Here is a 13,796-nt window from a genome sequence, read left to right as displayed (position 1 = left end):
GCCGGATGAAAATCGCCAAGACGCGTGGCGTTACAATTTTGACGGGGCGGGATTTAGACGGAGCCCGATCGGGGCCGCGCTTTCAGGGTATCGTGCCGACTGACAGCGGCGATCATTACGCTTGCGAAAGAGAGGCAGTTTCCTCCACGTTATTCCCATTGCAACCAAGCCCACGGGGGCCTAAGCTTAACTTCATGAATACTTCGCTCGCATTCATCGGCGGCCTTGGAGGCCAGGAGATGATCGTTATCTTTCTGATCGTGCTCCTCCTCTTCGGTGCCAAAAAGCTGCCTGAACTTGCCCGCGGTGTGGGCAAAAGCATGGGCGAATTCAAAAAGGCCCGCGAGGATTTCGAGCGCGAGATCACTCGCTCTGAAGAGGAAGTCCGCGTCAAGGAAGCCGCCGGCAAAGAGGCCCACGACAAGGCCTGAGCGATGGAGCTCCGGAACCTTCCCATCATTCTCAAGAACGCCCCGGGTTTCCTCGGGGCGTTTTTCTTGGTAGCAGCTGGCACCTCCTGCAAGGAGAGGGATCAGGGCGGCGATTGGACCGGGCAATCGCAGTCGACCCCGGCCCTCGCACCCGCACTTGCCAGCGCGCCGAAACCGGCATCCTCTCCCGCATCTGCGGGTCCGGTGGCAAAGGCGGAGGCCGCCGCTAAGGGAGCGCTGGTCCGTCTGGTCACCTACAATGTGGAAAACTGGCTGACCACGGACCGCTACGTGGATCGGAAGCTGGTGCCCGGCACGCCAAAGCCGGAAGCAGAGCGCCGCAAGGTCACCGAGGCGATTCTTTCCGCAAAGCCGGATATCCTCGGCATTTCCGAGATAGGGAATGAGAGAGATGTGAAAGATCTACAAAAGTATCTTTCGGATGCTGGGATGGAGCTCCCGCATTTCTATCTGAACCGCGGCTCCGATCTCACCCGCAGCCTGGTGATTCTTTCCCGCTATCCGATCGGCAAAACCGTGGCTCACGAGAACCTGAGCTACCATCTCGGCGGCAGGGAATATGCCATGCTGCGGGGGATTCTCGATGCGTCCATCGACACGCCCGCAGGCGCCTTCCGTTTTCTCGGTGTGCACTTGAAGTCGAAGCGCGAGGTCGAGGACGGAGATCAGGAAGAAATGCGCCGCCAGGAAGCTCATCTGCTGCGCCGCGAGATCGACTCGATCCTTGAGGCCGATCCGCAGGCACGGCTCGTCGTCTATGGCGATTTCAATGACACGCGGAATAGCCCCACCATGAAAACGGTGCACGGCTCCGGCAGGGGATCCATGTCCCTGAACATGATCGCCCTGAAGGATTCCCGCGGCCAATACTGGACCCACTACTGGGACTATCAGGACACATACACCCGCATCGACTACGTGCTGGTCTCCCAAGCCCTCCGCCGCTCGATCGAGTGGGATCACTCGAAGATCATCGATAACGAAGCCGTCGCCGGCGCGAGCGATCACCGTCCGCTGTTGGTGATCTTGAAGAAGTAGCCTCCGGCCTTTACTCGAAAAATTTCCTCACCAGCGCCATCACACCACTGAGCACGGCGCTGACGAGGATGCAGGTTACGATCGGGAAGTAGAAGCCGCCCTTGTCGCCCTCCACCCGGATGTCACCGGGCAGGCGGCCGATCCATGAGAGCCAGCCCTTGCCTCCGGCGAACCAAAGCACGCAGCCGAGCACGGCCAGGCCGATGCCGGCGAAGACAAGCAGCTTTCCCGCATTCTCCATGCCCCACGATCACGCAAAGGCGTTCCGGAGCAAGGCCAAGCTCTTGGGAATCGCAGTGAGCGGATCTTCCTTGCCCTCGAACTCCAGCGAGACGTAGCCGGTGTAGCCCGCTTCCTTCATGATCTTCGCGATGCGCGGGTAGTCGAGGTCCAGCGTGTACCAGACACCACCGCCGAAGTAGGTCTTCGCCTGAAGCAGCACCGTGTCCTTCGCCAGCTTCGACAGGCGCTCGTAGGGGTCTTCAAGGAAGTTGCCGGTATCGAGCGTCACCTTTAGCCAGGGCGAATTGATGGTATCCACCACGCGCTTCACGCCCTCGGGTGTCACGCCGAGGCCCCAGTGGTTCTCGAGACCCATCACCACGCCGCACTTCTCCGCGGTGGGAAGGATCTTCTGATAAGAGTCGATGACCCACTTGTAGGCATCTTCCTCGGTATAGCCTTCGATGGGCTGCTCCACGCCGCGCTTCGCCATCAGGTCATCGAAGTCTTTCGAGGTGCCCCAGGTGCCTGAGTTCACCCGCATCGTCGGGATGCCCAGGGCATACGCCTGTTCGATGCAATCGATGGTGTGCTTGATCTGCGCATCGCGCTTCGCCTGGTCCGGCGAGAGGAAGCCCTGGTGGGTCGAGTAGCCCATGAGATCGAGGCCATTGATGAAAGCGTGCCGCTTGATCTTCTGCAGTTGGGCATTGTCCGGCGTCGACTCCGGAGTGAAGAGCTGGCGCTGCAGGATCTCGAAGCCATCGAAGCCCATGCGCGCCGCATGATCGATGCAGGTCGGAATGTCCCTTAGTTCCTCGCGCTGGAAGCCCCAGAAGGAATAGGATGACACGCCGATGCGGTTCGAAGGAGATACGGAGGCGGCGGTCGCCTTGCCGGGCACCAGAACCACGCTCTTCCGAGGTTTTCCAGATGGATCCTTTTCCTCTTGGGCGGAGATCGAGAAGGCGGCACTCGCAAACGCGGCGGTAGTGAGGAAGTGGCGGCGGTTCATCTTTTGTTTCCCTAGCGATACACCACGCGACCGGGGGCATGGCAAGCGCGAGGGCAGGGGAGATCAAGCTTCAGCACGAAAGATGCACTTACGAGACGGTTCTTGGCTGCTTCGCTTCTTCGTTGCCATTCACCCGCTTGCCCGTCTTTGCTGCCGCCATGGCCGCGCATGCCGAGAGCTTCCAAGTCCGCACCCGGGGAAAAGGCACCTTCGAAATCACCGGAGAGGTCGCCGGGATCGTCCGGCGCAGCGGGATTCAGACCGGCACGGTGACCGTCTTCGTCCGCCACACCTCGGCCAGTCTGGTGATCATGGAGAATGCCGATCCCAGCGCACGCCGGGATCTGGAGGCCTTCTTTGATCACTTGGTGCCGGAAGACACCCCTTACTTCGTCCACACTTACGAAGGCCCGGACGACATGCCGAGCCACATCCGCATGGCCTTGACCCGGACCAGCGAGGTGATCCCGATCATGGACGGGCAAATGGCTTTGGGAACCTGGCAGGGGATCTTTCTTTTCGAACATCGGCGTGCTCCACACCAGCGGGAAATCGTGGTGAGCGTGGTGGGCTAACGAATTCCCGGGGACCACTGCTCTAGAAATTCCCCGATTGCCTGAAATGCCGGGTTCGACCTACCTTCCGCGCGTGGAAAAAAGCGTGGAGCGATTGATCGATGCGGCCCTTGAAGAAGACATAGGAGCCGGGGATCTGACATCGCTGTATTTCGTCCCGGAAGACCGCAAGGCGACCGGATTCATCGTGGCCCGGGAAACGGGAGTGCTGTCCGGAGGGGAGATCGCGCTGGCGGTACTCCGAAAAATCGATCCCTCCATCGAGGCCGGGCTGCTGGTCAACGACGGCGACCGGATCGCGGAGGGTGCCTACATCATGAAGGTCGAAGGGCCTGCACGCTCGGTGCTGACCGCGGAGCGCACGGTGCTGAATTTCATGCAGCGGATGAGCGGCGTGGCCACCGCCACCCGCCAGTATGTCGATGCCGTCCGCGGCACCAATGCCGAGATCCTCGATACCCGGAAAACCATCCCGGGCTGGCGCTATCTCGACAAGCTGGCCGTCACCCACGGAGGAGGCACGAACCATCGCATGGGCCTCTACGACCGCGTGATGGTGAAGGACAATCACCTTGTGGCGGAAGGCCGACTGGAAGAACTCCAAGAGGCGATCCGCCGCCTGAAGGCCGACCATCCCGAGGTGGAGGTCGAGCTCGAAGCCGACTCACTGGAACAGGTCGAGGCTTTCCTGAGCATGGAAGGGGTGGATTACATTCTCCTGGATAACATGACGCTGGAAGAACTCCGCCAAGCGGTGGAACTGCGCGGCGAGCGCTCCACACCGAAGCTGGAAGCAAGCGGCGGTGTCACCCTGAAGACCGTGGCAGGAATTGCGGAAACCGGTGTGGATTTCATTTCCGTAGGCGCGATCACGCACTCCGTGGAGGCGATGGATCTGGCGCTGGACTTCGTGAAACGCGAATGAGCGAGCCTTGGACAGATACCGCCCTTCCAGAAGGCTATCGGCTGGACTACCGGGAATCCACCGGCTCCACGAATGACGATGCGCGACTGCTGGGCCGGGAAGGCGCGGCAGCAGGCGTCGTGGTGGTTGCAGGAAAGCAGGAAGCCGGGCGCGGCCGGCGCGGCGCGGCATGGGTTTGTCCTCCCGGCGAAGGCCTCGCTTTTACGGTGCTACTACGTCCATCGGAGAACAAGGCACTGTGGCCGCGTCTTTCGCTTGCCGCGGGGCTTGCCGTGGCAGAAGGATTGGACCGCTTCGGCATCGCGGCCGAGGTAAAATGGCCGAATGACGTGTGGGTCGGCGGCAAGAAGATCGCCGGGATCCTGGTCGAGGCAGGAGAAGACTTTGTCGTCGCGGGAATCGGGATCAACGTCGGCGTGATGGAGTTCCCTGAAGTGCTTGCGGACAGCGCCACCTCGCTGGCCTTGGAATGCGGGGAAGCGCCCCTTTTACCCATGGTGCTCGCGGCGGTGCTTGAGCGCTTCGGCGTCTGGCAATCGAAGATCGGTCAGGATTTCGATGAACTGATGCGACACTTCCGGGTGCGCTGCGCGCTCACTGGAAAAGAGGTGAGCCTCATCGCCGCCGACGGAGCGCTGCATGGCACCGTGAAAGGCATCGGCGATGGCGGGGAACTGCTCCTGCAAACGCCGGAGGGCATCCGCAAGCTGGTGCAAGCAGATGAGGTCAGAGTGGTAGGATAATCCCTCTGGACAGCGAGGCAGTTCTCAATTGGCGAAAGGTCCCTGATGGATCACCTCGCTCCAGTCCTTGATCCCGATGACCTCCAGGCAAGGCTTCGCAACCGAATCCTCCGCCGGCGTCCCGAGCGCCTTGTAGAGATGCCAGATCGGTTTCTTTCCAAGCGGGTCGCCGGGCTCATCGGGGAATTTTCTCAGGCCGATCTTCAGTCCTCCTTCGTGGCGATTGTCGATCCAGTTGTGGTACTGCCAGGATTCGATGGATGAAAGTTTCTCCATCTTTTTCCAAGCCATGGCCATGCCTGCGGCTTGATCAGCGAGTTCCTTTGCCGAGTAGTCCTTCGAATTGAAGCCGTTCTCGGAAAGGTGGACCGGGCGGACCTTGCCGCGATACAGAAGCTGCGGCTGCTTCATATACGCATCCAGCACTTCGAGGTTCTTCGGTGTGAGCTTGTCGGAGTTGAAGCTGAAGCTCGCCTGTTCGTCTTCCCATGCGCGGGGATTGAAGAGGTTCTGCGGATAAGGGTGATAGGCAAGGGCCCAAGGGAAATCTCCTTCCGCGGCGGTATTCATCGCCAGCAGGTCGATCAGCCGCTTCGAGCCATACCACTCGGCCTGTCCTTTGTTTGCCCAGTGATGAGTGAGGGTGATGAAGGCCTTGCTGTTCGGGTCGTATTGCCGAGCGATCAGGTCCATCAGGCGCATCGATCGCTGGTAGAGGTCCATGAAGACCACGTCCGGCTTGGGGCCTGCATTCGTCCATACCCAGCCTGCATCGACCTCATTGTGCATGATCCAATGATGCACGCGGCCATACTTGCCATCGGGCCGCGACCAGCGCTCGGCCATCAGATTGAGGATCGCCCCATAGAGGGAGATCCCTTCCTCAGAGCACACGTTTGGCATGGCAAAGGTTCCGTCCGCAGTGGCATCGGGGTGCCCGAGCATCTTTACGACGGGGCTGGAATCCCTCGCAGGGTTCGCCACAAGCAGGATCGCGGAAACCATCACGTTGTGTTTCGCCGCCTCCCGGAACGTGGCATCGAAGCCTTCGAGCGCCTTCGTCTGGGCATGATAGGTGCGGCCTTGCCATTGAAAGGGCACGGTACCCTCACCGGGAGTGAGAGAGACCAGCGAGTGGATCATCACGTTCACGGTGACGGCACTGATCCCGAGTTCATCAAGTTCCTCCGGCAACCAGCCGAGATGCCAGCCACCGAGCCCTTTCTTGTTCTTCGGTGCCGCTGGGGGAAGATCCGGATAGCGTGGCGCGACGGATTCCGCGTAGCGGGCGTGGGAAAGCGGGTGAATTCCAGCCGCAGTTTTTTTCACCAGCTGCCACCGCGAACTGAGGCGGTCATAGGTCAAACCGCCGCGCTGTCGATGACGAGGCAGGCTGAACGAGAAGCGACCGTCCGGTCCTGCTTTCACGGGGATGAGGTCCTCCCATGATTGCGGGGAATCCAGCACGACATCCATCGGGATATCCGCGAGAAAGAGGTCCGCAGCTTCCTTGTCCGCCTGACCGGCGATTGAGATCTCCTTGTCCGTTATGGAGACGGAATCGACGGAAGCGGGGAACTTCGCGGCCAGATACCGGTCGAGCGCATCCTTGTCGGCGGAGGACTTCGGGTTGGCGGCGGCCTTGTCGAATTCGCCGGGCGTCTCGGGGCGGAGGCGGGCATTCCGGATCTGAAGGACGCGGTCTTTTGGCAGTGGAAGGTCTAGGCGGAGCTGCTGCCAATTTTCCGGCAGCGGATTGCCGGGGGGAGCAATCCTTGCGGCGTAGCGGCTCCATGTTTCGCTGTGGCCAAGCGGCGGCGAGGGGCGCGCGGTTTTCGCTTCGAAAGGAGGACCGGGGAGTAGGGTAAAGCCCGGCACGCCGCCCGCGCAGAAATACTCCATCTCCAAGACCAGATCGCCCGGCTGGGGCTGGCCCTGGGGCGTGGCGCGGACCGACATTCCGGCGTGGAGTTCCACGGTGCCGGGGAGGGGTTCGAGGAAGGCCGGATCCGGCCCGCTGAAGGGTTCCAGCTTCAGCAGCGTGTCCGCATGGAGGAGTGACGGGAGAAGCAGAAGAAGGGTGGCGCAGCGGCGTAGGGATCGCATGGACACAGGGAGAAAATGGAACCGCGCCCGCTCCAGGGGACGGAAAGAGACGGGGCATAGCGGCCTAGGATCCGCAAATTATTGAAAAGGAGCGCAAGATCGTGGTGAGACGTATGACAGGAAGCCATTCTTTCCGGCGTAGGCCTCATATGTGGCAGAAGTTCCTCATTTCCGGGTTCACGGCGTGGGCGGGATGCCTCCTTGCCAATGAGCCGGAGGTGGCCTCGCAGACGCAGTTCCTTGAGAATGGAAAGGTGAAGATCGGCGTCGACATGTCGTCCGGTGGCGCCGTGTTCTGGTTCAGCGAGCTGCCCGACGGGCCGAACCTGCTCAATCACGCCGACCGCGGCCGCTTCATCCAGCAGTCCTACTATGGCGCGCCGGATGGCTCGAAGTGGGGCGACAAGGATTGGCGCTGGAATCCGGTGCAGGGCGGCCACTATCAGGGCAAGCCTGCCAAGGTGCTGGAGGAGAAGCGCTCGGACGCAGAGCTTTACGTGAAGAGCATGCCGGTGAATTGGGCCGGCGGCGAGATCTTGGAGGATTGCCAGATGGAGGAGTGGATCACGCTCCAGGAGGATGTGGCGACGATCCGCTTCCGCTTCGCCTACAATGGCAGCACCGAGCATCCGCCGGTGCATCAGGAGCTGCCCGCGGTCTTCATGGACTTCGCCTTGCCGAAGCTGGTGCTCTACACCGGCGACAAGCCGTGGGCCGGCGAGAAGCTCAGCGAGAGCGTGCCCGGCTGGCCGAATGAGCAGCGCCGCTGCGATGAGGAATGGGCGGCTTTCATCGGGCCGGATGGCCGCGGACTGGGCGTCCACTTCCCGGGCACCAAGGAGATCACCTGCTATCGCTTCCAAGGACCGCCGGGACCGGGTGGCATGGGCTGCTCCTACTTCGCGCCGATCCGGACGATGTCGATCAAGCCGGGCTTCCGGCATGACTACTCGATCCAGCTGAAGATCGGCACGCCGGAGCAGATCCGGAAGGCTTTTGCTCCGGCGCCCTTGCCCGAGCTGAAGCCGATCCCGGTATCCGCCTCGCAGGAGCCGCGGGAGAAGAAGTAAGGAGCGCCGATCCGGAGATCGCCGGAGATCGGCGCCCCAAAGAGGTCATGCTTCCGCGTCGTCTTTCTTCACCGCAGGCGAGATGGAGTCGATCAACTCCAGCGCGTCGCGGTCGAGCGAGGGCGCCTGAAGGGCGGCGATCGAGTCATCGAGCTGGGCCACGGTGCGGGCACCGATGATGGCCGAGGTTACGGCGCTTTGATCGAGCACCCAGCGCAGGGCGAGGTGCTGCAGGCTGATGCCGCGCTCGGAGGCGATCTGGTGAAGGGCGCGGATTTTCTCGATCTGGGCTTCCACCTGGGAAGTTTTCAGGAAGCCCTCGGCGCGAGCGGCACGGGAGCCATCCGGGATGCCATCGACGTATTTGCCGGTGAGCATGCCTTGGGCGAGCGGGCTGAAGACGATGGAGCCGATGCCTTTGTCCTCCAGCCAATCGTGAATGCCTTCGGCTTCCGGCCAGCGGTTCAGGATCGAATAGGGCGGCTGATAGATCAGGCAGTTCACGCCCATCTCCTTGAGGATCTTCACCGCCTTTTTCAGCATCTTCAGCGGATACTTGGAGAGGCCCACGTAGAGCGCGCGCCCGGATTGCACGGCGGTGGCCAGGGCGGACATCGTCTCTTCCAGGTTCGTCTTCGGATCCGGGCGGTGGGAGTAAAAGATATCCACGTAGTCGAGGCGCAGGCGCTTCAACGATTGGTCCAGCGAGGCGAGGACGTGCTTGCGCGAACCCCACTCGCCATACGGGCCCTGCCACATATCGTGGCCGGCCTTGGAGGAGATGATCAATTCATCGCGATGGGCGGCGAAGTCTTCCGCGAGGATGCGGCCGACGTTCTCTTCCGCGCTGCCAGCCGGCGGGCCGTAGTTGTTCGCCAGGTCGAAATGGGTGATCCCGCGATCGAAAGCGCGGCGCAGGATGGCGCGGGCTTCGTTCTGATCATCGACATGGCCGAAATTGTGCCAGCAGCCGAGGGAGATCTCGGGAAGCAGGAGCCCGGAATCGCCGCAACGGCGGTAAGGCATGCGGCCATCGTAGCGGGAAGGATCGGAAGAATACATCGGGATTGGCGGTTGCGGATTTCGGATTGGCGATTGTCTGGGAAGCGCCGGTTGCCGGTCTCCAGAATCTCCGGGCCGGTGCCTTCCGCAACATCGAATACTTGGTCATACGGAATTCGGTTCGCGATGAGAACGAACCCATATTTCAAACCGTCCGGATGGGTGAAAAAGGTGGCGTAATAGCCATGATGGGGCACCCATCCGCGTCCAAGTCAGCCGGGGACCGCTGAATTTCCGGCCTGTTCCGCCTGTTAAAAAGAGAAAATTTAACAGGTGTGCTCCGGAGGCCAGCAGTTTGGCAGTTGAAAAGTTCTTCAATTCCATTGCCCCCCGGTGACGTCGTGGAGGGGTTCGATCTACAGGGGGCGCTCATGGTGACCCCAGCTTCTCATAGGGTCGCGGGCGGCTTCTACTGCCAGAGATCCCTCCAAGCATGAGCCATGGGCGCTAGCGGGATGAAAACGCCATTCTCACCAAATCCGGCATGATCGCAACAATGACGCATGAAAGGAAAGCCGCAGTGTAAACCAAGGTGCCTCCATGGGCGGAAGTGAAGATGTATGGCCCGAATGCCACATTGAGGGCGAGGTGACCCACGTCAAGGAGCACGCCCAAATACATGAGGCTGCAACCCAAGCGCCTATCAATGATCTCGCGAGAAGGGCGAAACAATCCCCCCAAAGACGGCAGGGAGAGGAGGAGCACCGCGACATATAACCCCGCCGAGATGGAGCCTCCGGGACGACGCCCCCAGCAATCCCAGCCGTGGACTGCGATGTTTGCCGCCATCAGGAGAACGACCGCCAGCACGATCCAGAATCGTTTCCCAGGACGAGGGCGGGGGTCCTGGTTCATCAGGACTCAGCGAGCTCGCAGCGCATGGATCCGCACGAGAACGGGCGGGTGGGAGTAGTCGAGGAAGACGCGGAAGGGGTGGGGTGTTAGATTGGAGAGGTTCTTCGCGGAGAGCTTCTTTAGCGCGGTGACCAGCGACTCCGGTTGTCCGGTGGCGTTCGCGGCGAAGGCATCGGCCTCGAACTCATGCTTCCGGGACCAAGCATTCGCGGCGATGCCAAGCAGGCGGCTGACCGGGGCGAAGAGCAGGCTGAAGAGGACGAGACCGACGTGCGGTGAGATTTTCTGCACGCCGAAGGCATCGAAGAGCTCGCGGGAGAACTTGCCGTGCGGGTCGGTCACCAGGCCGAGCAGGAAGAAGAGGGCTCCGGCCTGCAGCATGGAGACGACGAGGCGCTGGATGATGTGCTTCAGCTTGAAGTGGCCGATCTCATGTGCAAGCACGGCGACGAGTTCATCCTGAGTCTGCTCTTCGACCAGCGTGTCGTAGAGGGCGATCTTCTTGTTCTTGCCGAAGCCGGTGAAGAAGGCGTTCGCCTTGGTCGAGCGCTTCGAGCCATCCATCACCGAGATTTCGCCGAGTGGGAAGCCGCATTTCGCAGCCATCGCCTGGATGGCCTGGCGAAGCGGGCCATCTTCCATCGGGGTGAACTTGTTGAAAAGCGGCAGGATCACGCTCGGGGCCAGCCAGGTGAGGAAGAGTTGGAAGGCGACGAAGAGTCCCCATGCCCAGAGCCAGGCATTCGGGACCTTTTCAAAGATCCACAGGATGCCCGCGGCGAGCGGCAGGCCGATCAGCGCGGCAAGGAAGAGGCCCTTGATCTGGTCGATGACGAAGGTCTTCGGCGTGGTCTTGTTGAAGCCGTATTTTTCCTCGATCACGAAGGTATCGTAGATCGAGAAAGGGAGGTGCAGCAGCGTGTGGCCGATGAAGAGCGCGCTGAGGAAGAAGAGCCCGGCCGGGATGCCATCGCCGAAGATCGTGCGCGCCCAATCGTCCAGCCAGCCGAAGCCGCCGATGAACCAGAAGACAAGCAGGGTGGTGAGGGAGAAAGTGGAGTGGATGATCTCAAAGCGTGCCGACTCGCGGGTGTAGGCCTGGGACTTCGCGTAGCGTTCGGCATCGAAGACGTCCGAGAACTCCTTCGGGAGATCCGGGGAAAGGGCCTTGAGATTCAGGATGGTGGCGATGAAATCCAGCTTCCACAGCGCGAAGAGGGCAATGAGGATCAGGATAGCGAGGGCGTTCAGCTCCATGGATGGGTGGATGGTGTACCCTGTGGGGCGGGGTGGATAGGGGAAAACAGCCTCTTCGAAGAACACCATCGAGCTGATTGCCCTCTGCGTTGGCAAAAGACGTAGTCTTTAGAATTGGGTTAGCTCCAGTAGTCGTTGACATCGATATCACAAGATCACTTTCCCCGATGACAACAACCCAATGACCATGGGAAGGAGGCAGTAAATTCGTCACATATACCACCCTTGTCACGAGATCAAATCGAGTTGAGACATGGAAAACCGAGACCCATTACTGAATTAGCCAAAATCCCGCTTGCATCACCAGCCCCCGATTGGTTAATGGTTAGAAACCGCGTTGGTGCTTCTTTGCGGCTCCCACCCCCTCCCTTATGATAAGCGTATCATTAGATGAATCCTCGAAAGTCGTAATCATTCCCGTAGGTGCAGCCGGAGAACATTTTGTGGAAAGCGGTGTAGCTGAGAAGGTTGCAAAAAATGCCCGGGAGATAGCCTCAGATTTGGCCAAAGCCATCCATGTTATCCACAGCGAGATCGGCCAAGAAGTCTCACGAATCGAGATGCCTTCCGAGCTTGCCGTGAAATTTTCTTTTGGGCTGAATGCCAAAGGCAATCTTGTGATCGGTGAGTTTTCGGGCGCCTCTTCATTTGAGGTTTCCGTGAAGTGGAGCAAAAAGGGAGGTGCGTGATGCCAGAGAGATCCTTACTTGCTCTCTACAGAGGGGGCAGCTTGGTCGGTACCGCGTTTCTTATAAGAAGAGATGGCATAGCGTTAAGCGCAGGACATCATTTCCGCGATAACCTCGACGGGGAACTCAGGTTCTTTGATGATCCCTCGAAGTCCTACCGCTTTGAAATCGTAGACTTGGGTCTTCCCTCGCAGGGGAATCACTACCTTGATTACTCTATTCTCAAAATCCGTGATTACCGCCCCGCAGCTCCTTCCTTGGAACTTCACAATGGCGGAGTCCCTGAAGGGGCTAGTTACACCGGGACTGCACCCAAACCCATAGGCGACCATTTCGAGTTGGTGCCCTTTTTGGGAAGCATTCTTGGAAGACAACGTAATCCGAGTTCCCGTCAAACCGGATGGACCCTTTCCGGGCAAGCCAATGCTCCTCTTTGGCTCGGTGCGAGCGGAGCGCCTCTCCTGCTGCGTGGGACGCGAAAGGCGTTTGCCATTCAGACGCACGTTAGTCCTCGTGGCCAAGGGGACTCGAATGACCGAATCCATTTGCTCATGCCTCTTGAGAGGTTGCGTAGCCTTCCCTCTGCCCGGAAATGGCTCGAACCGCCTCCTCCGATGAGGATTCCCGAGGCGAAATTCGATCCGCCACAGCTTGCTGGAGCGGCCTGCCGGAGAACCGTGGTAGCGGTCGCCGAGAACTATCTCTGCGCAGGAGGGGAGCTTCTGGGACAATTTCAGCAGATTTATAGTGATCGCTTTGGAGAATGCCTCGATATCCTCCGAAGGGTTCGGTTCTTTCCCGGAAAGACACGGGTCACCCTTTCTCCGGAACTCGTGGTGCGATATGCCACACCGCCGCTGACCGATTGGGGCTTCCTTGACCCGAGAAACAATATAGATCCGCTTGGCCCGGAGACTCTGGCATTCGTGAGAACGGTGGTAGACTTCAGCTCGGGGCTTCCTGAGGTGCCTTGGACAGACCTTCCGATTTCTTCTGCCCACGGGCTCGTCGTGGGATGGAAACCCGGCGAGCGAATAGCTGTGCAGCTGACCGCCGGTCGCGCTGAGGTGACAGGGAGGAATTTCGAGAAGGTTTCAGGCAAGATCATGGATCTCGTCTTAGACGTCATCTTGGACATAAACATGTTCTACCGCTCGGATTTCCTCCCCGGCATGTATTCCGCCTTACACAGCCGGAGGCATTTCGACGACGAAAAGAAGGCTTTCGTCAGGCATTATACCGGGGAACCATGCCTCACCATCGCTTCTGGTTGCCGCTGCTCGCGCGGCTTGCTGGATGTGGAAAAATACGAGCATCTTTGGAGGCATTTCGTCGACTCTTGGCTGATGCCCGGCGTTCTTGCGGTACCAGAAGAGAACGGTGTCATCCTGACAGATTGGGTGGAGATTTCCGATCGCTTGACCTCTCGGTTGTCCGCCTATCCCAAACTGCTAGGGCAATTCAGCATAAAGAAAACCGGCAGGAAGATCGCGCGGCTTCAATCGGAGCAGACCTCCCGAGGATGCTCCGGCTTTTCTCGTGTCTTGGTCGCGGTCTCAGTGAAGACCCCTGCCACGGAGGCCGAAAGACACAGAATCCTTGCTCTATTCAAACGAACGAAATGGCACCTGAAGCAGACAGCCTGTTTCCCGCTTTCCGAATTGCCTTCTTTCGCGGATTTGGCACCCTACGTGCAGCTTATTGTCATTGATCTAGCTAGGGAGGCTGGTGGACCGAAAGGGAATCTAGCGAATCTGGATCCGCGCGATCCTGTTCCTTAACTCAGC

13 protein-coding genes are annotated in these 13,796 nt (G+C 59.9%); 8 read left to right on the top strand and 5 right to left on the bottom strand.

All coding sequences use genetic code 11. The annotated features are described in order from the left end of the window. Positions 1 to 194 precede the first annotated feature (194 nt). Positions 195 to 431 (top strand): Sec-independent protein translocase subunit TatA/TatB, encoded by a 237-nt coding sequence (locus HHL09_RS25310; protein WP_205760941.1) that lies wholly within the window; start codon positions 195 to 197, stop codon positions 429 to 431. A gap of 3 nt (positions 432 to 434) precedes the next feature. After that, positions 435 to 1,490, top strand: coding sequence for an endonuclease/exonuclease/phosphatase family protein (locus HHL09_RS25305; protein ID WP_169457441.1), 1,056 nt, complete (start codon positions 435 to 437; stop codon positions 1,488 to 1,490). A 10-nt stretch (positions 1,491 to 1,500) separates the two neighbouring features. On the opposite strand, the gene HHL09_RS25300 is transcribed toward HHL09_RS25305, so the two are convergent. Both HHL09_RS25300 and HHL09_RS25295 read right to left on the bottom strand, forming a co-directional pair. Beyond that, on the bottom strand, positions 1,501 to 1,731 hold the full coding sequence (locus HHL09_RS25300; RefSeq protein WP_169457440.1) for a DUF2905 domain-containing protein: 231 nt from the start codon (positions 1,729 to 1,731) through the stop codon (positions 1,501 to 1,503). 9 nt (positions 1,732 to 1,740) lie between these two features. Beyond that, the gene (locus HHL09_RS25295) at positions 1,741 to 2,727 is read right to left on the bottom strand and encodes a sugar phosphate isomerase/epimerase family protein (RefSeq protein WP_169457439.1); all 987 of its coding nucleotides are present in this window, start codon (positions 2,725 to 2,727) and stop codon (positions 1,741 to 1,743) included. 158 nt (positions 2,728 to 2,885) lie between these two features. Here HHL09_RS25295 and HHL09_RS25290 point away from each other — a divergent pair, with 158 nt between their 5' ends. Genes HHL09_RS25290 through HHL09_RS25280 form a run of 3 tightly spaced genes read left to right on the top strand, consistent with a single transcriptional unit; the run spans position 2,886 to position 4,970 of the window. Further along, positions 2,886 to 3,302: a secondary thiamine-phosphate synthase enzyme YjbQ gene (locus tag HHL09_RS25290; protein WP_169457868.1), complete on the top strand. Its 417-nt coding sequence runs from the start codon at positions 2,886 to 2,888 to the stop codon at positions 3,300 to 3,302. A 46-nt stretch (positions 3,303 to 3,348) separates the two neighbouring features. Further along, positions 3,349 to 4,227 carry a carboxylating nicotinate-nucleotide diphosphorylase gene (gene nadC / locus HHL09_RS25285; RefSeq protein ID WP_169457438.1) on the top strand — a complete coding sequence of 293 codons (879 nt, stop codon included), beginning with the start codon at positions 3,349 to 3,351 and terminating at the stop codon, positions 4,225 to 4,227. Further along, the gene (locus HHL09_RS25280; RefSeq protein WP_169457437.1) at positions 4,224 to 4,970 is read left to right on the top strand and encodes a biotin--[acetyl-CoA-carboxylase] ligase; all 747 of its coding nucleotides are present in this window, start codon (positions 4,224 to 4,226) and stop codon (positions 4,968 to 4,970) included. Before nadC ends, HHL09_RS25280 begins: the two co-directional genes overlap by 4 nt. A 24-nt stretch (positions 4,971 to 4,994) precedes the next feature. On the opposite strand, the gene HHL09_RS25275 is transcribed toward HHL09_RS25280, so the two are convergent. Beyond that, positions 4,995 to 7,076 (bottom strand): DUF5722 domain-containing protein, encoded by a 2,082-nt coding sequence (locus HHL09_RS25275; RefSeq protein ID WP_169457436.1) that lies wholly within the window; start codon positions 7,074 to 7,076, stop codon positions 4,995 to 4,997. A gap of 149 nt (positions 7,077 to 7,225) precedes the next feature. Between HHL09_RS25275 and HHL09_RS25270 the strand changes: the two genes are divergently transcribed. After that, positions 7,226 to 8,146 (top strand): hypothetical protein, encoded by a 921-nt coding sequence (locus tag HHL09_RS25270; protein ID WP_169457435.1) that lies wholly within the window; start codon positions 7,226 to 7,228, stop codon positions 8,144 to 8,146. A gap of 45 nt (positions 8,147 to 8,191) precedes the next feature. Here the strand turns inward: HHL09_RS25270 and HHL09_RS25265 are convergent, their stop codons facing one another. Further along, positions 8,192 to 9,208, bottom strand: coding sequence for an aldo/keto reductase (locus tag HHL09_RS25265; protein WP_169457434.1), 1,017 nt, complete (start codon positions 9,206 to 9,208; stop codon positions 8,192 to 8,194). A gap of 861 nt (positions 9,209 to 10,069) precedes the next feature. Then, the gene (locus HHL09_RS25260) at positions 10,070 to 11,320 is read right to left on the bottom strand and encodes a M48 family metallopeptidase (protein ID WP_169457433.1); all 1,251 of its coding nucleotides are present in this window, start codon (positions 11,318 to 11,320) and stop codon (positions 10,070 to 10,072) included. Between the two features lie 371 nt (positions 11,321 to 11,691). On the opposite strand from HHL09_RS25260, the gene HHL09_RS25255 reads away from it, so the two are divergent. Both HHL09_RS25255 and HHL09_RS25250 read left to right on the top strand, forming a co-directional pair. Next, positions 11,692 to 12,009, top strand: a complete 318-nt coding sequence (locus HHL09_RS25255) for a CU044_2847 family protein (RefSeq protein WP_169457432.1) — start codon at positions 11,692 to 11,694, stop codon at positions 12,007 to 12,009. A gap of 614 nt (positions 12,010 to 12,623) precedes the next feature. After that, positions 12,624 to 13,790 carry a hypothetical protein gene (locus HHL09_RS25250; protein WP_169457431.1) on the top strand — a complete coding sequence of 389 codons (1,167 nt, stop codon included), beginning with the start codon at positions 12,624 to 12,626 and terminating at the stop codon, positions 13,788 to 13,790. Positions 13,791 to 13,796 lie beyond the last annotated feature (6 nt).

Origin of the sequence: Luteolibacter luteus (assembly GCF_012913485.1) — a bacterium.
GTDB classification, from domain to species: Bacteria; Verrucomicrobiota; Verrucomicrobiia; order Verrucomicrobiales; family Akkermansiaceae; genus Haloferula; species Haloferula lutea.
This window is presented reverse-complemented; position numbering and strand designations above follow the sequence as displayed.

Coding starts and splice junctions, on each gene's coding strand:
- HHL09_RS25275 (WP_169457436.1), bottom strand. CDS start 7,076: ATGCGATCCCTACGCCGCTGCGCCACCCTTCTTCTGCTTCTCCCGTCA.
- HHL09_RS25290 (WP_169457868.1), top strand. CDS start 2,886: ATGGCCGCGCATGCCGAGAGCTTCCAAGTCCGCACCCGGGGAAAAGGC.
- HHL09_RS25270 (WP_169457435.1), top strand. CDS start 7,226: ATGTGGCAGAAGTTCCTCATTTCCGGGTTCACGGCGTGGGCGGGATGC.
- HHL09_RS25295 (WP_169457439.1), bottom strand. CDS start 2,727: ATGAACCGCCGCCACTTCCTCACTACCGCCGCGTTTGCGAGTGCCGCC.
- HHL09_RS25265 (WP_169457434.1), bottom strand. CDS start 9,208: ATGTATTCTTCCGATCCTTCCCGCTACGATGGCCGCATGCCTTACCGC.
- HHL09_RS25280 (WP_169457437.1), top strand. CDS start 4,224: ATGAGCGAGCCTTGGACAGATACCGCCCTTCCAGAAGGCTATCGGCTG.
- HHL09_RS25310 (WP_205760941.1), top strand. CDS start 195: ATGAATACTTCGCTCGCATTCATCGGCGGCCTTGGAGGCCAGGAGATG.
- nadC (WP_169457438.1), top strand. CDS start 3,349: ATGCCGGGTTCGACCTACCTTCCGCGCGTGGAAAAAAGCGTGGAGCGA.
- HHL09_RS25250 (WP_169457431.1), top strand. CDS start 12,624: ATGAGGATTCCCGAGGCGAAATTCGATCCGCCACAGCTTGCTGGAGCG.
- HHL09_RS25260 (WP_169457433.1), bottom strand. CDS start 11,320: ATGGAGCTGAACGCCCTCGCTATCCTGATCCTCATTGCCCTCTTCGCG.
- HHL09_RS25305 (WP_169457441.1), top strand. CDS start 435: ATGGAGCTCCGGAACCTTCCCATCATTCTCAAGAACGCCCCGGGTTTC.
- HHL09_RS25300 (WP_169457440.1), bottom strand. CDS start 1,731: ATGGAGAATGCGGGAAAGCTGCTTGTCTTCGCCGGCATCGGCCTGGCC.
- HHL09_RS25255 (WP_169457432.1), top strand. CDS start 11,692: ATGATAAGCGTATCATTAGATGAATCCTCGAAAGTCGTAATCATTCCC.